Origin of the sequence: Peribacillus sp. FSL K6-5616, assembly GCF_038008245.1 — a bacterium.
In the GTDB taxonomy this organism is placed as follows: Bacteria; Bacillota; Bacilli; order Bacillales; family DSM-1321; genus Peribacillus; species Peribacillus frigoritolerans.
Map to the genome: position 1 here is coordinate 1,587,959 of NZ_JBBOYT010000001.1, position 20,662 is coordinate 1,608,620.

Consider the following 20,662-nt stretch of genomic DNA (forward strand, 5'->3'; position numbering starts at 1 on the left):
TTGCTAGTGAATTAAGGAAAAAGGTGAAAAAATGAATGGGGTGGAAATGCCAGTAGAGGTATTCGACTTGTTAAATGGTAAAGATCTTGTCGACAAGCAGCATGAAGCCATGATGCTGTTGACGGTAAGTGAAGAAGGATGGCCGCATACTGCTATGGTTAGCGTGGGTGAGATCGTAGCGATAAGCAGGAAGGAATTAAGGATTGGCCTATGGCCGGATACTTCGACTACAGCCAATGTCATTCGTACCCATAAAGCCACGCTGGTTTTGTTTTGGAAAGGTAAAGCACAATATATTCGCCTTTCATTAGAGAGATTAAAAGAAATGCCTGATGCGCAATACAATAGAGAAAGATTCCACGCCAAAATAATAGAGGCACGGGAGGATATGGCTAAATATGCTGAAATAACCTCAGGAATTAAAATCGACTTGAAAAACCCTAAAGAAGTTGTTGAACGATGGAGCGCTACCATAGAGGACCTCCTTCAATAAAATCCCAGTTACCGACTTTAAGACAATAAAGGATTCAAAATAATCAAATTGTGATTGAAATAATTAGAACTTCATGTAAAATGGAATCGTTACATGTATTTATATCTTGCCTATTCATTAATCATTAAAAAATGCCCTTTTTTAATGAAAATTAATGAACTGACTGGCTATCTTAATTTCTCGATCAAGTTACCTTGATGTGAAGTTAAGATAGCTTTTTTTATTAAATAGCAGGATGGTTAATGTTAATAAACATGGAAATGGAGGAGTTGCTATGGAAATGTATGTAAAGGAATTGGGGGATCACAGAATCCAAATTGCTGATTATCCTGGAACGAAAGGGCCAATTATCGCCATACATGGTTTAACGGGTAATCATAAGCAAATGCATTATTATGCAGAAATGTTAAAGGGCGAGTACAGAGTCATTTCGATTGACTTGAGAGCGAGGGGGAATAGTTCAAGGGCAGATGTGCAGACTTCTCTATTCAAACATGCAGAAGATGTAATTGAGTTAATTCAAGAGTTAAAGATAAATAACCCGATTTTGATCGGGTATTCAATGGGAGCCTTCATCTCAAGCGTTGTAGCCAGCAAATTAACCTCGGTAAAGGCCCTGATATTATTGGATGGTGCGGCCAATTGCTCTCAACAACAAAGGGACATCGTACAACCTTCTCTAGGCCGATTAAGTAAAGAATATGACTCTCAAGAAAGCTATATTGCAGAAATTAAGGAAATCTATAGCCGTTTGGGTATCAAATGGACGGATCACCTGCAAAGTGTGGCGGAGTATGAGGTTCATGAAGTGGATGGTCACTGGGAGAATAAATCATCAGAAGACAGCATTCTTAGAGATTTTGATAGTTTTTATTCTTTTGTCCCTAAAGAGATTTGTAGACAAATTTCCTGTAAAACGTTATTGGTGTATGCCAGTGGGAAAATAGGGGGATTTCCTCCATTATTTTATGAAGAAGCCTATGCTGATACGAAGAAATATACGCCTGATATTGAAATGATAGTTTCTACATGTAATCACTATACAATGGTTTTTGAAAAAAGGGTGGAGATTAACGAAGGAATAAAATCTTTCTTAAAAAGAATTTGATTTTTTTGAAGAAATTTTTTAAAAAAATATTGAAATTAACAGAAAATAGTGTAATATTAAGAATATATAAAAAACTTAATTATTGCCTATTCATTAGCTATTAAGAAATAACCTTTTTTAATAACAACTAGTGAACAACTGGCTACCTTAAACACCTGCTGTCATTTATTGATAGTAATGTTTAGGGTAGCCATTTTTGTCGTGATAATGTAAACGCTTAATGAATTTGGGGGTTTTATGGTTGAAAATCATTGATTTAACATTGGAACTTTACGATGGTCTAGTTACAAATAATGATTTACCTGCAATAGGCATTAAAGATGAACCTCTTGAACAAAAGGGGAAATCTGATTCACTTCCTAAAGGCTGCCGTTCCAAGTTGATTTCTTTTTCTGATCATAGTGGGACACATGTCGATGTGCCTTCACATTATTTTGAAAACGGGGAGTCGGTTGAAAACATCAATCTGGAGAATATGTTTGGTGATGCCCTCATACTGGATGTAAGCATGTTAAAAGCGACACATGAACCGGTTACGAAAGCTTTACTTGAAGAGGCGGAACGCAGGCAGGGGGTGTATGTAGAAAAAAACGATATCGTCCTCATCAGGACATGGGGGAAATCATGGGGGGAAGAAGGCTTTTTTGAAGCGCAGGCCTTAGATGATAGTGTGGCCCAATGGTTTATTGAAAAGCAAATACATATTGTCGGGTTGGATTTGCCCAATGCCGATTTGAACCAGGATTCAGAAAGCGGAATTCATCAAAAATTACTGAACCATGATATATATATCGTTGAAAATCTAGTGAATCTCGAAAAATTACCCAAACATTCCCGTTTTCTTTTCTTCGGGATTCCTTTAAAACTAAAAAATGCAACAGCTTCACCTATTAGAGCACTATCGATTCTTGACTCTCAATTAATTTAAAGAGGTGCAGACGAATGAGCGAAGGATTATTGTATTTCAAGGAAGTTTATGATGTGGTACCAGGCTGGGTACAAAAAATGCACGATTATAGCCCTAATGCACTTGATCACTATACCAACTTGCGCAGTAACATCATGCAAGAGGGAGCCTTGACGAAGAAGGAGAAAGATATATTACTGGTCGGCATGAATGCTGCAAGGTTGTATGAACGGAGTATGGTTTACCATACAAAAGGGGCAATCGATGGCGGGGCAACATTACCGGAACTGGTAGAATATCTAATAGTTTCATACTTATATAACGGAACAGAAGCATTAAAAACAGGAATGAAGTCTTTGGAGTATGCTCTTACACTTAAAGGCATTCGATATCCCGAAATAAGTGGCCATCAAGGAACAGCAGAAGAAATCCTGCTTTATATGATTGAACTATTAGGGGATGAGGAGACGGGATTCGTCTCGAATGTTTTGAAACTGGTTAAATCGGAAGACCAAAACTCCCTTAAAGATTATATATTAAGTGATTCAGTGGTTTCAAAAAGGCTAAAACATCTTCTGATGACAGGAATATTCATTACAGAATTAAAAGGGGAACAGGTTGGGGAATGGATGGAGGCGGCAAGGTTAAATGGGGCCTCGGAAGAACAATTAGCTGAAGTGGGTCTGATTTGCTTATTGACGGCTGGAATACCTGCTTGGTTTGAGGCAAGTGATTCATTGATTGAAAATAAGTAACGTGAGATTGGTGGGGAAAACATGACGAAAGTACATCAAGATATAGAAGCAGCTTTATCTTGTGTGAAGAACGGTCATACATTAATGGTAGGTGGATTTGGCTTGATCGGTGCCCCTCTTACATTAATAGATGGTTTGGCCAAAAAGGATGTAGCAGGCTTGACGGTAATCAGCAACAATTTAGGCGAGAAAGGAAAAGGGCTGGGAGTTCTCCTAAGCCAGAAGAAAATAAAAAAAGCGATCGGTTCTTATTTTACAAGCAATCGTGAAATTGGGGAGTTTTACCAACGCGGGGAAATTGAATTAGAACTATTACCACAGGGGACATTAGCGGAATCCATTCGTGCTGGCGGTGCTGGCATAGGCGGTTACTATACGAAAACGGGTGTAGGGACCGATTTAGCTAAAGGAAAAGAAGAAAGGGAAATAAATGGGGCTACATATATTTTTGAACCTGCCATAAGAGCAAATGTAGCTTTAATCAGGGCATGGAAGGCAGATACACTTGGTAATCTTGTTTATTATAAAACGGCGCGAAACTTTAATCCGGGAATGGCAACAGCTGCAGATGTCGTAATTGCGGAAGTGGATGAGATAGTTCAACCTGGAGAACTCCCACCAGAGGAGATTGTAACACCGCATCTATTCGTCGATGGAATCATTAAGGCAAAGAAAATCCTGACGAAGGAAGGTGTCAAAGTTTATGAGTGACAAAGAATTCATGCAAAATATGATAGCAAGACGCGCGGCAAAAGAATTGACGGGTCCTTGTATAGTGAACCTTGGAATCGGGATTCCGACTTTGGTTGCAAAGTACATTGATGATGAAAATGTTTTTTTCCATACGGAAAATGGATTGTTGGGAGTTGCTGATGTAGAGGAAGATGAAATCGATCCCAATTTAGTCAATGCAGGCAAGTTGCCAGTAGGGGAATCGATTGGTGCATCATTCTTTAATAGTGCTGAATCGTTTGCAATGATCCGTGGAGGACACATTGATGTTGCCATCTTAGGTGTTTTGCAGGTAGGTCAAACCGGGGAAATTGCAAATTGGGCGGTACCAGGCAAGAATATCATGGGTGTTGGAGGAGCGATGGACCTGTTGGTTGGCGCCAAAAAAGTGATCGTGACCATGACACATACAAGTAAGGAAGGTAAAAGTAAGGTTTTAAAGAAATGCACCTACCCGATTACTTCCACTAGAAGCGTTGACTTGATCATCACCGAGTTGGCAGTCTTTGAAGTAATTGAAAAACAGTTGAAATTGATTGAATTGATGCCCGGAGTAACGATCGAAGAAGTAAGAGCAAAAACAGAAGCGGATTTTATCTATTAAATGTTAAAAAGGTGGATTAAATGAAAATACGTTCAGTTGATGTATACATTATTGATTTACCCACAATTCGTCCTCATCAGCTTGCCATGCATACGATCGTGGAACAAACGATCATTCTTGCCCGTGTCATGGATGAAGAGGGTGCGGAAGGTTGGGCGGAAGTGGCGACAATAGGCGGGGCTTCATATGGTGAGGGGACACCTGAGGCGATCAAAGTGAATATTGATACATATATCGCCCCGCTTATCATTGGAAAAAACCCCGTCCATTACGACAAAATCATGCATGAAGTTTCACTAAATGTTAGAGGAAACAATTTTGCGAAGGCTGTCGTTGAATCAGCCATGGTGGATTTAGTAGCCAGAAGGAGAAACATCCCTGCTTATGAATTATTCGGTGGACAAATTCATAAATCATTGCCGGTGGCATGGACTTTGGCAAGTGGGGATACGAGTAAAGATATCGAAGAAGCGAAAGAATCCTTACACCAAAAACGTCATAATATCTTTAAATTGAAAATTGGCAAAGGTAATCCATATAAGAATGTGGAGCATGTATTGAAAATTATTGAAGCCGTGGGAGATCAAGCACGCATTACGGTTGATGTTAATCAGGCATGGGATGAAACAACGGCTACGTATTGCATTGAAGCTTTACAGGAAGGCGGGGTTTCCATGGTCGAACAGCCGCTGCCAGCTTGGGATAATGAAGGGATGTCAAGATTGACCGATCGTTTTAAGGTCCCGATCATGGCCGATGAGTCATTGAATTCTTTACAAGATTCATTCCAAATAGCTAAACATAGAGCAGGTAATTCGTTTGCCTTGAAAATATGTAAACATGGCGGGATGACCCAAACGAAAAAAGTGGCTGCAATTGCTGAAGGTGTAGGTTTTGGTTTGTATGGAGGAACGATGATTGAATCATCATTAGGCACGGCCATTTGTGCACAACTTTATTCAACCATTCCCAAATTTGAATTCGGTACTGAATTATTCGGTCCGTTACTATTCAAAGAAAATATTACGCTAAACGAAATAAAATATGAGAATTATGAAATAATCATCCCGGATGGTCCAGGATTTGGCATGGAGATAGATATGGAAAAAGTAAAACATTTTTCAAGAGGTCTTTAATTAATATAAACTAGAAAGGGGATTATGGAAAACCCACTAGTTTATGCAAGTAATCTTGAGAGGATGTAGTTTTATATGGGACAGCCAACATTATTAATCACCGCCTATGCGAAGGCGCCGCAAAATACGAGCATGTATGAAAATTATAAATACGCTGGGATGGTATTGGAAATTCACAAGGAAAGTCACATCATCATTAATGCAGAATTTACGTTTTTAACAACTTTGGCCCAGGATTTTTTCAAGCGAATGATAGTTGGTTTTGATTTTAGTAAGGATATTGATTCTTTAATAGAGAATATTAAAACGGACTTTTTAGCTCCATCGCAGCAGTCGGTGATTGTTGCCCTGAAAATAGCTCACCAGAGATATAAGGATAGTTTAGAAGAAAGAAATAAAAATAGCAGGAGGTAGAAAATTGAGCAATGTAGTTATTATAGACTCGGTTCGCACCGCTATAGGGAAATTAGGGGGAGCATTGGAAAATGTTCCTGCCGATTTCCTGGCAGCTGCTGTCCTTGATGAAGTGATCAAGAGAGCGGATATTCCTAAAGAGAGTATTGATGAAGTGATTATGGGACAAGCCAAACAAAGTTCAGACGCTTCAAATTTGGCAAGAGTTGCATCACTCCGGGCAGGATTTCCTGTGGAAGTACCAGGTTATACCGTACACAGACAATGCGGATCCGGCATCCAGGCAATCAATTCTGCCAGTCAACAAATACAAAGCGGATTAGGAGATGTAATCATTGCAGGCGGAGCGGAATCAATGAGCACGGCCCCATACTATATGAGAAATATCCGTTTTGGATTGAAATCAGGGAATGGACAGTTATTGGACCCGAATACGGAAAGCCAGCCAGGATCACAGCCCATTGAAGATTACGGAATGTTAACGATGGGAATGACAGCAGAAAATCTCGCTGAAAAATATTCCATTTCAAGGACTGAACAAGATGAATTTGCTTTAAGGAGCCAAGAAAATGCAAGACGGGCAATTTCTACTGAAATATTCACGAAAGAAATCGTCCCCTATCAACTTAAAACGAAAAAAGGGTTATTGGAATTTAATGTGGATGAGCACCCAAGAGAAACCAGTCTGGAAAAGTTGGCAAGTTTAAAACCGGTTTTCAAGACAAATGGAACGGTGACCGCTGGAAATAGTAGTGGAAGAAATGATGGTGCATCCGCTCTGATACTTATGTCGGAAGAAGCAGCAAAAAGGCATGGTAAAAAGCCGAAGGCAAGAGTGATCGCTCAAGCGGCAGCAGGCGTATCACCGAATTACATGGGGCTGGGGCCTGTCAACTCCACCTTGAAAGCGCTTCAAATGTCAGGGTTGAAACTGGATGATATTGCTTTAATAGAACTGAACGAAGCCTTTTCTGCGCAAGCTTTGGCAGTAATCAAAGAATTGAAACTTGATATGAATAAGGTGAATCCTAACGGCGGTGCCATTGCCATGGGACATCCAATTGGTGCCACTGGTGCAATTTTAGCAACCAAATTGATACATGAGTTAGAAAGAACGGGAAAAAGATATGGGCTAGTCACACTATGTATAGCAGGTGGATTAGGAATCAGTACCATCATTGAAAATCAACAAATATAAAAACTTTAAAAAAATTGGAGGAAGTATTATGAAGAATCAAAAAGTAATCGACGTTTATAATGGATTGGTAGTTAAATTCAAGGAATTAGTTAGTGAATACGAAATAGATCATAATGACTATCAAGCTCTTGTTGATTGGATGGATCAATTAGGCAGGGCAGGGGAAATTCCGTTATTTATGGATGTATTCTTTGAAACGCATGCACTTCAGGAAATGTATAAAAGCGTAAAAGGAACGGAACCTACTATTCTAGGACCATATTACATTGAAAATACGCCAGTCGTTCAAAATCCCGGAATGCTGCCACAACGAGAAAATGAACCAGGTGACGCCCTTTACTTCTCAGGATCTGTTAAAGATGTTAATGGAAATCCGTTGGCAAATACCAAAATCGATATGTGGCAGGCTGATGCAAATGGTGAATACTCCTATTTCGCTGAAGGTATTCCAAATGATAATTTGCGTGGTGTTTTTTATACGGATGCGAATGGTAATTTTGAAATAAAAACAGTTGTACCGGGTAATTATTCAATTCCAACAGATGGACCTTCCGGACAATTCTTAAAGTGGATTGATCATCATGCATTTCGTCCAGCACATTTACATCTTTTGTTCCAACCGGAAAATGGCGATAGATTAGTAACGCAAATATATTTTGAAGGCGATGAATATTTAGAAAATGATGTTGCACAAGGTGTTCGCGGAAGCTTAATTACGAAGTTGGAAAAACATTCAGGTGCAGAAAAAGGATTGAAAAATGATTATTATACGGCTCATTTAGATTTTGAATTAAGATTGCAAGATAAACCTGTTTTCAATAAAGCTGTCGTGAAAAACTAATCATCGCTAAGAATATGAAAGCAAAGAATCTCGAAAAAAAGGGTAGTTACATCTGATCTTTTCAAAATTATTTTAGACTGGGAGACCCTAATAAATGGTGTCTAGTATGTAATGAAAATAAAAAAGATAGTTTGTTGAACAATTTCAATTTTCATTATCTGATTTTTCCAATTTTTTCCGAGTTCCTATTTTGGAACTCGGAAAATAAATTCGTAACGGATATTTTTTAAAATGATGGGAGGCGGAAAATGCGTAGTGTAATTGCTTCGGATATCATTGCTGTTAGTAAATTTAACCGCTTTCATTTACTTGTTTTTCTTTGGTGTTTTTATGCCATCGCTTTTGATGGGTATGAAATAGCGATGTACGGTGTGGGTTTGCCTTGGATGATGGAAGAGTGGGATTTAACTTCGATGCAGGCTGGGGCAGTCGGCAGTTATTCCTTATTCGGCATGATGATGGGCGCATTGATTTTAGCACCGATCTCAGATAAATATGGCCGGAAGAATGTTCTCGTCATCTGCATGATTTTGTTCAGCGTATTTACCTTGGGGGCAGGGATTGCACCCAACCTCACATGGTTTACCGTCATGCGTTTCATAGCGGCAATAGGCATGGGAGCTTTGATGCCGAATGTTATATCGCTAATGACTGAATATTCCCCAAAACAAAATCGGGCCATCATTGTAGCTGCGATGTATTGTGGCTATTCAATCGGCGGAATCCTGGCATCGTTAGTGGGAATGTATATCATTCCTTATACGGATTGGCGTGTATTATACTTTATTGGGATTTTGCCATTACTTACACTTCCAATATTCATGAAGCAGTTTCCTGAATCCCTTTCCTACTATCTAGCAAAAAAGGAATTTGGTAAGGTTGTTGAAATCCTTAATAAGGTCAAACCAGAAGGGGATTTTAAAGAAACTGACGATTTCAGGCTTAGTGAAGCTGAACAGAGGGGGAAAGGATCTCCAGTAAAAAAACTATTCACGAATAAACGGGCATTCAGCACGATTTCCATATGGATGGCTGTGTTCTGTACATTGATGATGGCTTACGGATTAAATACATGGCTTCCAAAAATGATGCAGGATTCTGGATTCAGTATCACCTCAAGCCTTTCATTTAACCTGGTTTTATGCCTTGGTCAAATAGGAGGCTCCTTAATCGGCGGTTATTATGCGGGGAAAATTGGGCATCGTAAAATACTTGTTACACTATTCTTTTTAGGGGCCGTTACCTTTGTCGCATTGAGCGCTACGACTAATACCATCGGAGTATATTTACTTATTTTTATGGGGGGTGCATGTACTGTTGGTGCCATGAACTTAGCCAATCCGTATATCACAGAATATTACCCCCGTGAAATCCGTACGACGGGTATGGGCTATTCGCAAGCTATCGGCAGGATCGGCTCCATTCTCGCTCCTACTTTAATTGCCTTTCTTCTATCAACAGGCATGGATCCGAAGGTGGCTTTTGCTACATTTGCCCTGCCAAGTATCATCGCAGCGGTCGGTTATATTCTGGTCCAAGAAAAACATGGATCTTTTGACAGGGTAGTCAAGGAGGACACTGAAGAGGTAGAATCAGAGAAGACTGTAACTATTTAACGAAATGATTCACAATTCGGAATACATCCCCTTGGTTGTTTAACTTTGCAACAAGGGGATCTGCAATTCAATGTTTATAGGGAAACTCAGATTGATAAGTGATTGCAGGAAACATATAAGCATTTATGAAATTTCAATAAAATTTAGTAGAACGATGTACTAATGTTGGGCATTAGGTTAGGGGGAAAAATATTGAGCTCAGAATTAAAGGCAATAATAGACGATCGCACATCGGAACTGGTAACGGACGGATCAAAAAAAAGAAAACAGAAAACTGTTCGATGGTTCATCTTATTTCTAATTGCTTTAGTCACTTGTATTAATTACATCGACCGTGCCATCATTTCGCTTGCTGCTCCGAATATTCAAGCCGATTTACAAATAGATCCGGCTTTGATGGGAATCATATTTTCCGTATTTGGCTGGAGCTATACCTTCTCCATGCTATTCAGCGGCTACTTTCTTGATAGATTCGGTCCTAGAAAGGTATACACGGTTTCCCTCATTTTATGGTCTGTATTTACATTCATGGTAGGAACCGCGAAAAATATATCGTCACTTATTACATATCGCATAGGGCTTGGTGCCTTTGAATCTCCTTCCATACCTACTAATGCCTGGTGTGTATCCGAGTGGTTTCCTAAAAAAGAACGTGCAACTGCTGTAGGGATTTATACGGGTACCCAATATATTGGGCTAGCCTTCCTGACTCCAGTCTTTACTTGGATCATCATAACCTTTGGCTGGAATTACCTGTTTTATATAGCCGGAATTATTGGGATTCTTATTGGATTTGTTTGGTATGGATTCTATCGGAACCCTAGGGAGCATAAGCGGATTTCTCAGGAAGAGCTAAATTATATCAAAGAAGGCGGGGGAATGATCGGAACTGAAGAGAAGCATCCTTTCTCCTGGAAACGAATAGGCCAACTGCTTAAACACCGTCAAATTTGGGGAATGTTCATCGGACAATTTTCGATTCAAACTACTTTGTTTTTCTTCATGACTTGGTTTCCATCCTATTTGATCGATGAAAAGGGAATGACGATGTTAAAAACCGGAATTTATGCGAGTATCCCTTACATTGTTGCCATATTAGGAACTCTGATTGGCGGCCGATGTTCCGATTGGATGCTGACTCGCGGTGTATCAACAGGATTGGCACGTAAACTGCCCATTATTGTCGGATTGTTATTGTCTTGTTTGATTCTGGGGGGGAATTATACGGATTCACCAAACATAGTCATCACCTTTATGGCGATAGCATTCTTTGGACAGGGGATGGCATCAACAGTTACCGGTGCCCTTTTAGCTGATATTGCACCGAAAGGAATGGTAGGCCTAACGGGCTCCTCACTATATTTCGTAGCTAACATTGGCGGGGCATTATCTCCGTTAATCGTCGGTTTAATCATAAGTGCGACACATTCTTATGCAGCAGCGCTAACCTTCATATCCGTAGTGGCCCTAATTGGCGCTTTTGCATATATCTTTCTTATCGGAAAAGTCCAGCGTATAGAAATCACGATGAAAAACTAAATGGAGAAAGGCGGAATTACATTGAAACTGAGTTTATGCACGACAGGATTTAAAGAATGGGACATAGAGGAAATAATAAATTGGCTGCTTCCGTTGCAAGCGGATGTTAAAGGACTTGAATTATGGAATAAACATATAGAACGATTTCAGGAGAAGCACGGACCACTGGACAAATTGGCCAAATTACTTGAAACCAATGATCTACAAATACCTTCCATTAGTGGATATACGACTTTTTCGAAACTCTGGAACCAAAAAGAACATCAAAATGAAATTAATCAAGCAAGAAAATTGTTAGATATGGCTCATCAATTAAACTGCCCATTAATAAGGACGTTCGCAGGCCATATAGCTTCAAGGAATGCCTCACCAGAGCAATGGTCGGAAACGGCTACCGAATTAAATAAATTAGGGCAAATGGCAGATCTCTATGGAGTGGATGTAGCAATAGAAATTCACTATGACTCCTTTGCGGATAACCTCGAAGCCATTCAAAAGCTTTTAGAAGATATTGACCATCCACGGATAAAACTGATTTTCGATGGTGCTAACTTATACGTTGATCAATTGAATCCGAAAGAGGTATTGGAATCCATCTTCCCCCATGTCAGCCATGTACATTTAAAAAATTATCACTTCGATCATAAAGAGCGTTATAAAAACAAACCAGCACCCATTTTTAGTGGAGACGTTGACAATCTTCGCTTACTAGAAGAATTGAGAAAGCGAAATTATACTGGCTTTGTTTCTCTCGAGTATTTCGGTCAGGAAGGAATGCCTAACTTGCTTGCCTCATTAGAACAATGGAAACAACAACTGACATATTGATTGCTTCGCGTATTTTACATGAAGATATATGTGGGATTTCAACTTTTATTTAAATGATTCTATTCTCTTAATGAGCAGGATATCCCACCCTGGCAGTCGAACATCAAATAGTTAAAGAGAGGACTGATTAAAAGAAGCTGAATAGGAGGGTGAATATGCAGAATCATGAGCTGGAACAAGTCATAAAAAATGCGGACAGGGCAATAAATAATGAGGATTTCGATCATCTAATGGAATTCTATTCAGAGGATGCGACTTTAGTTGTCAAACCTGGAACAGTCGCAAAAGGGAAAGAGCAAATTCGCCGGGCATTCATTGCTATCGCTGAATACTTTAATCATAGTTTAATCGTCAATCAAGAAAAGATGGCAATAATCGAAACGGGTGATACGGCATTGGTTGTGGCACAAGCCCAGCTAATTGCCAATCAAAAGGACGATTCCGAATTTTCGATGGAAAGAACAGCGACATATGTTTTTAAAAAGGATTCCACGGGTACATGGCGCTGTATAATCGACAACTCTTATGGTGCTGAAATAATTAAGAATTGAAGTAATTAGCTGCCGTAAATGGTGGCTTTTTATTTTTTAAGAATAATCTTCTATCTCATTCTGGAAACAATTGACGACTCACCCCTTTTAGACTTGAAGTTCGATACGGCAAGTGGCAGAATAATAATTTCCGATTGTGCCCATTAATAACAAAGACTACAATAAAAAAATAATGTACGACAAAACAAGAAGACGAGATCCTTAAGATATCGCCGTCTCATTTACCACGGGTTAATATTCCTCAATGGTCGCTTATTTTAAAGCTGATAAACTTCTGCTCCATCATTTCCTGCATCGCATATTTGACGCCTTCCCGGCCAACACCGCTGTCCTTCCAGCCGCCATAAGGCATATTATCAATTCGATAAGTTGGGATATCATTGATTACGACTCCACCTGTTTCCAAGCGTTCCGCCGCATAAAAAGCTCGTTCTATACTCGGAGTCATCACTCCTGAGTTCAAACCGTAACGCGAATCATTTGCATCATTGATGGCATCATCAAGCGTATCGAAAGGGAAAATGCAGACAATCGGACCAAATACTTCGAAACGAAATACTTTTGAGTCACGATTTACATTGGTTAAAACGGTAGGCAATAGTACATTGCCTTCCACTGTACCGCCGCACTCAATTTTTGCTCCTTCCTGTACTGCCTCATCAATCCAACTTTGTAACCGCTCCAATGATTTTTTTGAAATCACCGCTGTAATATTTGTATTTTCCTCGAGAGGTGAACCGATGACAAGCTGTTTTGTGGTACTGACGAAACGATCTAAAAATTGTTGGTATAGTGATTTGTGGACATAAATCCGTTGAATCGAGATACAAACCTGCCCATTATTCGTAAATGAACCCATTACACTTCTTTGAATAATTTGATCGATGTCGACTCCTTCATCAATGATGAAAGGGGAATTGGACCCGAGTTCAAGTGTAAGCTTACGGAAGCCTGCCTGCTGCTGGATAAGGTGTCCGACCTCTACACTGCCTGTGAAAGTCACTTTTTTTACATGTGGATGGGTCGTCAAGGCTTCACTTAAAACATCGCCTTTGCCAGGTATGATGTTCAATACTCCATCCGGCAACCCGGCTTCTTTAAAAATATCGGCAAGAACCAGTGCGCTCAATGGGGTTTGTTCGGCAGGTTTTAACACAATCGAATTTCCAGCGGCAATAGCTGGACCCACTTTATGGGCAACCAGATTAAAGGGAAAGTTAAATGGGGTAATCGCGGTAACGACGCCAATCGGGGTGCGAACCGTGAAGCCAAAACGGTTTACCCCACCGACTGCCGCATCCATCGGGATCTGTTCTCCATAATTGTTCTTGGACGCTTCTGCAGCAAAACGATAGGTCTGAACCGTACGATTCATTTCTTCACGAGCATTTCGAATCGTTTTCGCCGCCTCCAGAGAAATGATTCTTGCAAGTTCTTCACTGCGTTCTTCCATGATTGCAGCAGCTTTAAATAAAATTTCTGCTCGTGCATGAGCCGGGTAGGATCGGTATTTCTGAAAAGCAGCATTTGCCTCCACAATCGCCTCAATGGCATCCGCTGGTTCAGCCTGTCCGATTTGTGCAATTTCTTCGTTTGAATGGGGGTTATATAATGGCTCATATGATTTAGCCTCCCGCCATTTACCACCGATCCACAATTGCCACTTTTTCTTCATCTGAAATCCCTCCAATAATATCTGCTTCTATAATTTACAAATATAATCACCTAATGTTTTCGAGAGCTTTACATTTTCCGAATAATCGACATCCACATCAATCAAGACAATTTCCTGACTCGAAAGCGCTTCTTCCAATGCAGGTAGCAATTCATCGGAGTGGGTTACTTTCACTCCTTTAACCCCAAAACTTTTTGCGAACCCTAAAAAGTCTGGATCTGTAAATTCAATGGCATTCGTACGATCAAATTTATTCAATTGCTTCCATTCAATTAGGCCGTATTTTGAATCATGGAAAATGACTATCACGAAGGCAAGACCTAGACGTTTTGCCGTTGCCAATTCAACTCCATTCATCAGGAATCCACCATCCCCTGTAACCGCAATGACAGGTTTATCAGGCTTTGCCAATTTGGCTGCAATTGCGCCAGGAATGGCAATTCCCATCGATGCAAAGCCATTAGAAATGATCGTATGATTAGGGATTTCCGGCTGATACATCCGGGCAATCCATAATTTATGGGCACCCACATCCGAAATGACAATGGCATCACCCTTTTCCGCCCTTTTCAAATCGGCAATGATTCGCTGAGGGATGATTGGGCTTCCTGATACATCATCCGAAGAATGAAATTTTTCAATGATTTGGGACCTTAACCTTTTCACTTCTGGCCAAAGTTCTTTTTTTTCTACACCAGTCGTCAAGGCTTCAAGTGCCTCGCTAACGTTCCCGACCAATTCTGCTTGAACGGGGTAATAGGCATCAATCTCGGCCGGTCGAGCATCAATATGAACAATCGGGTTCATTGCCTCATCGTTCCAATACTTTGGCAAATACTCGACGAAATCATAGCCGACGGTGATAATAAGATCGGCCAAATCAAATCCGCATAGAACATAATCCCTTGCTTGCATCCCTACTGTAAAAAGGGACAATGGATGGTCGGAAGGTAAAACTCCTTTGGCCATGAACGAATTTACAACGGGAATTTGCTTCTCTTCTGCAAATTTCCGCAAAACCTCAGAAGCTCCATCACGGATCACGCCATTACCAGCTAAAATAATAGGCTTTTTAGCGCGATTTATTAATTCGACGGCTTTTTTGATTTCTTCCTCGGCTGGGCGGGATCTAGGCATTGGTGTAACCGGAAGAGGTTCCCCTTCTGTATCCATCATCGCCACATCTTCCGGAAGTTCTATATGAACAGCTCCCGGCTTTTCAATGACAGCCGTTTTAAATGCTTTACGGATAATTTCCGGAATCGTATGAGGCACCTTAATTTGTTGATTCCATTTCGTTACTTCCTCGAAAACGCCAATAATGTCCACATATTGATGCGACTCTTTATGAATGCGATCAAGGCCCGCCTGACCTGTAATCGCGACAACAGGGGAATAATCCAGATAAGCACTTCCTATCCCTGTCAATAAATTGGTTGCACCCGGTCCCAATGTGCCCAAGCAGACGCCTGGCTTTCCAGTTAGCCGGCCATAGATGTCTGCCATAAAAGCTGCAGCTTGTTCATGATGAACCAATATAAATTCAATATCAGAGCTTATTAGAGAATCAATAAGATCCGTATTTTCCTCACCAGGTATCCCAAAAATAAACTGAACCCCTTCATTCTCTAAACATCTTACAAACAAATCAGATGCCTTCAAATTATTCCCTCCTCGACCATTTCAATTTCTTTCCTTATATGTTGGCTTTGCCCTCTAGAAATTATGTACTTGCGTGTATGAAAAACCATTTCGAGCATTTGCGGCTCTAAACTAGGAGGGGGAATATGGAAGTCGGATGGGTTTCGTGAAAAAAAAATTTCTGCAGTTTGATAAAAAGTGCTTAAGCATGGTATAAGTGTAAAGGAAGCAGGGACATTCTGCTTTTTAATTTTGGGATAAGGGGTTAGCCTGGTAACCCATAATGAAAGGATTGGAATTTGAATATGATAGATAATTTTTGGCGTGATCTACCACGACCTTTTTTTATACTGGCACCAATGGAAGATGTGACCGATGTAGTTTTTCGCCATGTAGTGAGTGAGGCAGCCAGACCTGATGTGTTTTTTACAGAGTTTACAAACACGGAGAGTTATTGTCACCCAGAGGGCATCCGCAGTGTACGTGGGCGTTTGACTTTTACAGAGGATGAACAACCAATTGTAGCCCATATATGGGGGGATAAGCCTGAATACTTTCGGCAAATGAGCATAGGTATGGCGAAACTAGGCTTTCGGGGTATTGATATCAATATGGGCTGTCCTGTACCTAATGTGACACAGAATGGGAAGGGAAGTGGCCTTATCCGTCGTCCAGAAGTTGCAGCAGAATTAATACAAGCAGCAAAAGCAGGAGGATTGCCCGTAAGTGTAAAGACAAGGCTTGGTTTCACGGATGTGGACGAATGGCACGACTGGCTAACACACATATTGAAACAAGACATTGTTAATCTCTCCATTCATCTGCGTACAAGAAAGGAAATGAGTAAAGTGGATGCTCATTGGGAACTAATCCCGGAGATTAAGAAACTTCGTGACCAGGTGGCACCAGATACGCTCTTGACGATCAATGGGGATATCCCTGACCGTCAAACTGGCTTAAAGCTCGCTCATCAATACGGTATTGATGGGGTTATGATTGGGCGTGGTATATTCAATAATCCATTTGCCTTTGAAAAAGAACCGAAGGATCATAGTAGTAAGGAATTGCTTGATCTCTTAAGGTTGCATCTGGATCTCCATGATAAATATTCAAAATTAGAGCTACGTTCATTCAAGGCTCTTCATCGCTTTTTTAAGATATATGTCCGTGGGTTTCGAGGGGCAAGTGAATTAAGAGTTCAATTAATGAACACAGAGTCAACAGATGGAGCGCGTGCATTGCTCGAAAACTTTGGGTCAAACAATCTTGATGGGATGGGGGAACAGTAGAATTGTCCCCATTTAAGGTAAAAGCGTAGTAGGATGTTAAACAGCTGTGCCCCAAAATCTTTTTACTAAGCTGTTAATTGAATAATGTGAAGGCGGTATTGAACCCCACACATTCCCACCAATTTTTGCTTTCTATGTTTGTTATTATAGTAATCTATATTAGGTTTTAAATTGGCAAATAAAAAGCATGTAAACTCTTCAATATTTTAGATATACAAGTTAAAACAAAGATAAACGGGACCCAAGGCTCAAATCCTTTAAATTAAAGGGGTTTGGGTCTTTTTATTTTGGCTTACTGGATGCGTTTTGAAAACATTAGTGATTTGCTCACATTTTTTGCTAAAGGTGACTTCTTAGGGCGTTGTAGAAAATATCAGCCAATTCATCATCTTGGTTTGGCTTTATATGGGCGTAATGCTCTCCCTCCAAGTAATCAGTTTAATCTAAAAATATCATTTTGTGTTTTAGTACTAAGTGGCGCTTATTTTTTTATTAAAGTGTGAATTAAACGGCTTGACAATATACCCCTATAGGTATAATATGAACTCACGAGTTATCAATGAATAAATTCACGAGTAAAACGCGCAAACTCACGAGTAAAATGCCTAAACTCACGAGTAAAACGTGCAAATTCACGAGTAAAACGCTCAAACTCACGAGTAAAGCACGCAAATTCAAGAGAAAATGAACAAATTCACAATAATTGCTTGGAGAAGTGACCTTGGGACTGAGCTTCTTAATCGGAAATGGGATTAATGTAATCAGTTATGATATTAACGATTGTAAATAGATGGGGGGCGGAGTATGGAGTATGATAAAAGTGTCATTAATCGCTTGAAACGGATTGAAGGACAAATCAAGGGTGTTCTTGGAATGATGGAGCAGGGAAATGATTGCAGGGAAATCGTCACTCAGTTGTCGGCTGCGCGAAGTGCCATCGATAGGACCATGGGTGTTATCGTAAGTGCCAATCTTGAGCAATGTGTTCGGGAAAACGTCGAGAATGGAGAGGGCACTGATCATCTAGTCAAGGAAGCGGTTAATTTACTGATAAAAAGCAGGTAAAAGAATTGACCTGAAATGTAGAAAAAGGAGTGTTATTCATGTCTTATATTTTACAAGTGGATTTTAAAATGGAGGGACCTTTCGGCAACGAAATGGTAAAAGAATTTACAGATTTAGCAAAAAGCATTAATGATGAAGAAGGCTTGATCTGGAAGATTTGGACCGAAGACAGTGAGGCAAAGGAAGCAGGCGGCATTTATCTGTTTGAAACGAAGGAATCCGAATGTAAGTACTTGACGATGCATACAGCTCGGTTAAATGGGTTTGGTATAGAGAAGGTTAATGGAAAAATTTTCGAAGTGAATGAAGGTTTGACTTCAATCAATCATGGACCAAGCAAATAAAGATAACCATTTATTTTAGTGAAGTGGATTGACGAACTATATTTTTTAGCATAATATATACCCCACTGGGTATAAAGGTGTAAAAATGAAATTTCGATCAGGGGGAAGCATAATGACTGAAAAGAAAAAAACGACGATCATTTTATTTAGTGGTGATTATGATAAGGCAATGGCTGCTTATATCATTGCAAATGGTGCGGCGGCTTACGATCATGAAGTGACCATCTTCCATACATTCTGGGGATTGAATGCTTTAAGGAAGGATGAGCCGATTTCATTAAAGAAAGGATTTCTTGAAAAAATGTTTGCGAAAATGATGCCGCGTGGTTCTGATAAAATGGGTCTATCAAACATGAACTTTGCTGGGATGGGACCTAAAATGATCAAACATGTGATGAAAAAGCATAACGCCATGTCACTCCCAAATTTAATTGAGTTGGCTCAGGAACAGGAAATCAAACTTATAGCCTGTACGATGACAATGGATTTATTGGGTTTACAGCAAGAGGAATTATTGGATGGAATTGAGTATGCAGGTGTTGCTGCTTATTTAGCTGAAGCAGAGGATGGAAATGTAAACTTATTTATATGAATTTGGGTACCGGAGGGATGGGTCCATTGGGAACTATATTTAATCTCATCATATTAGGTTTCATTGTTTGGTTTTTATATCAGCGCTTTGTCCCTGTAAAGGGGATAAAAAATATAAATGCGGCAGAGCTAAAAGCTGTGTTGAAAAATAGAGGAAATAAGCAATTGATTGATGTCCGTACTCCTAATGAATATAGGAGCAATCACATAAAGGACTTTAAAAACATTCCTTTAAACGAACTTGGCAAAAGGGCACAGGAACTGTCAAAAGATAAAGAAGTGATTGTAATCTGCCAAAGCGGGATGAGGAGCAGTAATGCGAGTAAAGCATTGAAAAAACTTGGATTTAAAGAAGTCACCAACGTAAAAGGCGGCATGAGTTCTTATCGCGAATAAAAGGAGGTTCTTATAAAGATGAAAGAAATTTTACCGAATGAAGTGAACTCATTATTGAAGGGGAACTCCCCAGTCCACATCATTGATGTACGGGAGGCGGATGAAGTAAAAACAGGGAAAATACCAAATGCTGTGAACATCCCGTTGGGTCTGGTGGAATTTAGAATGCAGGACTTGGATAAATCAAAAGAGTATATCATGGTTTGCCGGTCAGGGGGCAGAAGTTCAAGGGCAGCACAGTTACTTGAGGATCATGGATATACAGTGTTGAACATGATAGGTGGTATGAATGAATGGGAAGGTCCCACAGAAAAATTTTGAATTCGGATATACCCCCACACCTATATTAGAAGGAGGAACTAAAAATGATTAAAACAAATTCTGTTTTGGATGCTAAAGGTTTAGCTTGTCCAATGCCAATCGTAAAAACGAAAAAAGCCATGAATGGCCTGGAAGCGGGGGAAGTACTGGAAGTTCAAGCAACTGATAAAGGGTCAACCGCCGATATGAAAGCCTGGGCGGAAAGTTCAGGTCACCAATACTTGGGTACGTTTGAAGAAGGAACGACACTAAAACATTATCTTCGGAAAGCAAGCGGAGAAGAAACAGAAGTGAAGAAGCATGAAAAAACCATTTCCAATGAAGAACTTCTGCAAGTAATGGAAGAAAATAGAAATATGGTCATCCTGGACGTACGAGAATCCGCAGAATATGCTTTTAATCACATTCCAGGAGCAAGATCCCTTCCATTGGGGGAATTGGAACAACGTATGGGTGAACTGGATATAGAGTCAGAGATTTTCGTGATTTGCCGTACAGGCAGCCGGAGTGATCTTGCTGCACAAAAACTGACCAGTGCTGGATTTGAACAGGTATTCAATGTTGTACCAGGCATGAGCCAATGGAACGGTCCTTCCCAAAAATCTGTGAATGAATGAA

At 40.1% G+C, this 20,662-nt stretch carries 23 protein-coding genes; 21 read left to right on the forward strand and 2 right to left on the reverse strand.

What is annotated here, in order from left to right; all coding sequences use genetic code 11:
- Positions 1-31 precede the first annotated feature (31 nt).
- From MHB45_RS07630 to MHB45_RS07695, 14 genes are all read left to right on the forward strand, one after another.
- Positions 32-493: a pyridoxamine 5'-phosphate oxidase family protein gene (locus MHB45_RS07630; RefSeq protein ID WP_048687687.1), complete on the forward strand. Its 462-nt coding sequence runs from the start codon at positions 32-34 to the stop codon at positions 491-493.
- Positions 494-767: 274 nt separating this feature from the next.
- The gene (locus tag MHB45_RS07635) at positions 768-1,601 is read left to right on the forward strand and encodes an alpha/beta fold hydrolase (protein ID WP_072272839.1); all 834 of its coding nucleotides are present in this window, start codon (positions 768-770) and stop codon (positions 1,599-1,601) included.
- A 241-nt stretch (positions 1,602-1,842) separates the two neighbouring features.
- The gene (locus MHB45_RS07640) at positions 1,843-2,529 is read left to right on the forward strand and encodes a cyclase family protein (RefSeq protein WP_072272840.1); all 687 of its coding nucleotides are present in this window, start codon (positions 1,843-1,845) and stop codon (positions 2,527-2,529) included.
- Positions 2,530-2,543: 14 nt separating this feature from the next.
- On the forward strand, positions 2,544-3,263 hold the full coding sequence (locus tag MHB45_RS07645; protein WP_048687690.1) for a carboxymuconolactone decarboxylase family protein: 720 nt from the start codon (positions 2,544-2,546) through the stop codon (positions 3,261-3,263).
- A 21-nt stretch (positions 3,264-3,284) separates the two neighbouring features.
- A complete protein-coding gene (locus MHB45_RS07650; RefSeq protein ID WP_048687691.1) occupies positions 3,285-3,974 on the forward strand; it encodes a CoA transferase subunit A in 690 nt (229 codons plus the stop codon).
- The gene (locus MHB45_RS07655) at positions 3,967-4,599 is read left to right on the forward strand and encodes a 3-oxoacid CoA-transferase subunit B (protein ID WP_072272841.1); all 633 of its coding nucleotides are present in this window, start codon (positions 3,967-3,969) and stop codon (positions 4,597-4,599) included. The genes MHB45_RS07650 and MHB45_RS07655 overlap by 8 nt, the downstream gene beginning before the upstream one ends.
- A gap of 20 nt (positions 4,600-4,619) precedes the next feature.
- Positions 4,620-5,735, forward strand: a complete 1,116-nt coding sequence (locus MHB45_RS07660; RefSeq protein WP_048687693.1) for a muconate cycloisomerase family protein — start codon at positions 4,620-4,622, stop codon at positions 5,733-5,735.
- Between the two features lie 75 nt (positions 5,736-5,810).
- Positions 5,811-6,149, forward strand: a complete 339-nt coding sequence (locus MHB45_RS07665; protein WP_048687694.1) for a DUF3870 domain-containing protein — start codon at positions 5,811-5,813, stop codon at positions 6,147-6,149.
- Positions 6,150-6,153: 4 nt separating this feature from the next.
- Complete coding sequence (locus MHB45_RS07670) at positions 6,154-7,347, forward strand: thiolase family protein (RefSeq protein ID WP_072272843.1); 1,194 nt, start codon at positions 6,154-6,156, stop codon at positions 7,345-7,347.
- Positions 7,328-8,188, forward strand: coding sequence for a dioxygenase family protein (locus tag MHB45_RS07675; RefSeq protein WP_253349294.1), 861 nt, complete (start codon positions 7,328-7,330; stop codon positions 8,186-8,188). Before MHB45_RS07670 ends, MHB45_RS07675 begins: the two co-directional genes overlap by 20 nt.
- A gap of 248 nt (positions 8,189-8,436) precedes the next feature.
- A complete protein-coding gene (locus MHB45_RS07680) occupies positions 8,437-9,804 on the forward strand; it encodes an MFS transporter (protein ID WP_072272844.1) in 1,368 nt (455 codons plus the stop codon).
- A 192-nt stretch (positions 9,805-9,996) separates the two neighbouring features.
- Positions 9,997-11,343 (forward strand): MFS transporter, encoded by a 1,347-nt coding sequence (locus MHB45_RS07685; protein ID WP_202187079.1) that lies wholly within the window; start codon positions 9,997-9,999, stop codon positions 11,341-11,343.
- 21 nt (positions 11,344-11,364) lie between these two features.
- Positions 11,365-12,171, forward strand: a complete 807-nt coding sequence (locus tag MHB45_RS07690) for a sugar phosphate isomerase/epimerase family protein (RefSeq protein WP_065421209.1) — start codon at positions 11,365-11,367, stop codon at positions 12,169-12,171.
- Positions 12,172-12,326: 155 nt separating this feature from the next.
- Positions 12,327-12,722 (forward strand): YybH family protein, encoded by a 396-nt coding sequence (locus MHB45_RS07695; protein ID WP_072272845.1) that lies wholly within the window; start codon positions 12,327-12,329, stop codon positions 12,720-12,722.
- A gap of 241 nt (positions 12,723-12,963) precedes the next feature.
- Here the strand turns inward: MHB45_RS07695 and MHB45_RS07700 are convergent, their stop codons facing one another.
- Both MHB45_RS07700 and MHB45_RS07705 read right to left on the reverse strand, forming a co-directional pair.
- Positions 12,964-14,397, reverse strand: coding sequence for an aldehyde dehydrogenase family protein (locus tag MHB45_RS07700; RefSeq protein ID WP_048687700.1), 1,434 nt, complete (start codon positions 14,395-14,397; stop codon positions 12,964-12,966).
- 27 nt (positions 14,398-14,424) lie between these two features.
- The gene (locus tag MHB45_RS07705; protein WP_048687701.1) at positions 14,425-16,059 is read right to left on the reverse strand and encodes an acetolactate synthase large subunit; all 1,635 of its coding nucleotides are present in this window, start codon (positions 16,057-16,059) and stop codon (positions 14,425-14,427) included.
- A gap of 284 nt (positions 16,060-16,343) precedes the next feature.
- Between MHB45_RS07705 and MHB45_RS07710 the strand changes: the two genes are divergently transcribed.
- The 7 genes from MHB45_RS07710 to MHB45_RS07740 all read left to right on the forward strand — a co-directional run bounded on the left by MHB45_RS07710 (position 16,344) and on the right by MHB45_RS07740 (position 20,661).
- Entirely contained in the window at positions 16,344-17,327 is a 984-nt protein-coding gene (locus tag MHB45_RS07710) for a tRNA dihydrouridine synthase (protein WP_072272846.1), read from the forward strand.
- A gap of 804 nt (positions 17,328-18,131) precedes the next feature.
- Positions 18,132-18,392 carry a metal-sensitive transcriptional regulator gene (locus MHB45_RS07715; protein ID WP_048687703.1) on the forward strand — a complete coding sequence of 87 codons (261 nt, stop codon included), beginning with the start codon at positions 18,132-18,134 and terminating at the stop codon, positions 18,390-18,392.
- Positions 18,393-18,430: 38 nt separating this feature from the next.
- Complete coding sequence (locus tag MHB45_RS07720) at positions 18,431-18,736, forward strand: monooxygenase (protein WP_072272847.1); 306 nt, start codon at positions 18,431-18,433, stop codon at positions 18,734-18,736.
- A 112-nt stretch (positions 18,737-18,848) separates the two neighbouring features.
- Positions 18,849-19,328 carry a DsrE/DsrF/DrsH-like family protein gene (locus MHB45_RS07725; RefSeq protein WP_048687705.1) on the forward strand — a complete coding sequence of 160 codons (480 nt, stop codon included), beginning with the start codon at positions 18,849-18,851 and terminating at the stop codon, positions 19,326-19,328.
- Between the two features lie 26 nt (positions 19,329-19,354).
- On the forward strand, positions 19,355-19,723 hold the full coding sequence (locus MHB45_RS07730; RefSeq protein ID WP_237766604.1) for a rhodanese-like domain-containing protein: 369 nt from the start codon (positions 19,355-19,357) through the stop codon (positions 19,721-19,723).
- 18 nt (positions 19,724-19,741) lie between these two features.
- The gene (locus tag MHB45_RS07735) at positions 19,742-20,044 is read left to right on the forward strand and encodes a rhodanese-like domain-containing protein (protein ID WP_072272848.1); all 303 of its coding nucleotides are present in this window, start codon (positions 19,742-19,744) and stop codon (positions 20,042-20,044) included.
- Positions 20,045-20,088: 44 nt separating this feature from the next.
- Positions 20,089-20,661: a sulfurtransferase TusA family protein gene (locus tag MHB45_RS07740; protein WP_048687707.1), complete on the forward strand. Its 573-nt coding sequence runs from the start codon at positions 20,089-20,091 to the stop codon at positions 20,659-20,661.
- Position 20,662: the final 1 nt, after the last annotated feature.

Bases quoted from the DNA above. Each gene is read 5' to 3' on its own strand.
- MHB45_RS07630 (WP_048687687.1), top strand. From the start codon at position 32: ATGAATGGGGTGGAAATGCCAGTAGAGGTATTCGACTTGTTAAATGGT.
- MHB45_RS07635 (WP_072272839.1), top strand. From the start codon at position 768: ATGGAAATGTATGTAAAGGAATTGGGGGATCACAGAATCCAAATTGCT.
- MHB45_RS07645 (WP_048687690.1), top strand. From the start codon at position 2,544: ATGAGCGAAGGATTATTGTATTTCAAGGAAGTTTATGATGTGGTACCA.
- MHB45_RS07650 (WP_048687691.1), top strand. From the start codon at position 3,285: ATGACGAAAGTACATCAAGATATAGAAGCAGCTTTATCTTGTGTGAAG.
- MHB45_RS07655 (WP_072272841.1), top strand. From the start codon at position 3,967: ATGAGTGACAAAGAATTCATGCAAAATATGATAGCAAGACGCGCGGCA.
- MHB45_RS07660 (WP_048687693.1), top strand. From the start codon at position 4,620: ATGAAAATACGTTCAGTTGATGTATACATTATTGATTTACCCACAATT.
- MHB45_RS07665 (WP_048687694.1), top strand. From the start codon at position 5,811: ATGGGACAGCCAACATTATTAATCACCGCCTATGCGAAGGCGCCGCAA.
- MHB45_RS07680 (WP_072272844.1), top strand. From the start codon at position 8,437: ATGCGTAGTGTAATTGCTTCGGATATCATTGCTGTTAGTAAATTTAAC.
- MHB45_RS07695 (WP_072272845.1), top strand. From the start codon at position 12,327: ATGCAGAATCATGAGCTGGAACAAGTCATAAAAAATGCGGACAGGGCA.
- MHB45_RS07700 (WP_048687700.1), bottom strand. From the start codon at position 14,397: ATGAAGAAAAAGTGGCAATTGTGGATCGGTGGTAAATGGCGGGAGGCT.
- MHB45_RS07710 (WP_072272846.1), top strand. From the start codon at position 16,344: ATGATAGATAATTTTTGGCGTGATCTACCACGACCTTTTTTTATACTG.
- MHB45_RS07715 (WP_048687703.1), top strand. From the start codon at position 18,132: ATGGAGTATGATAAAAGTGTCATTAATCGCTTGAAACGGATTGAAGGA.
- MHB45_RS07720 (WP_072272847.1), top strand. From the start codon at position 18,431: ATGTCTTATATTTTACAAGTGGATTTTAAAATGGAGGGACCTTTCGGC.
- MHB45_RS07725 (WP_048687705.1), top strand. From the start codon at position 18,849: ATGACTGAAAAGAAAAAAACGACGATCATTTTATTTAGTGGTGATTAT.
- MHB45_RS07735 (WP_072272848.1), top strand. From the start codon at position 19,742: ATGAAAGAAATTTTACCGAATGAAGTGAACTCATTATTGAAGGGGAAC.
- MHB45_RS07740 (WP_048687707.1), top strand. From the start codon at position 20,089: ATGATTAAAACAAATTCTGTTTTGGATGCTAAAGGTTTAGCTTGTCCA.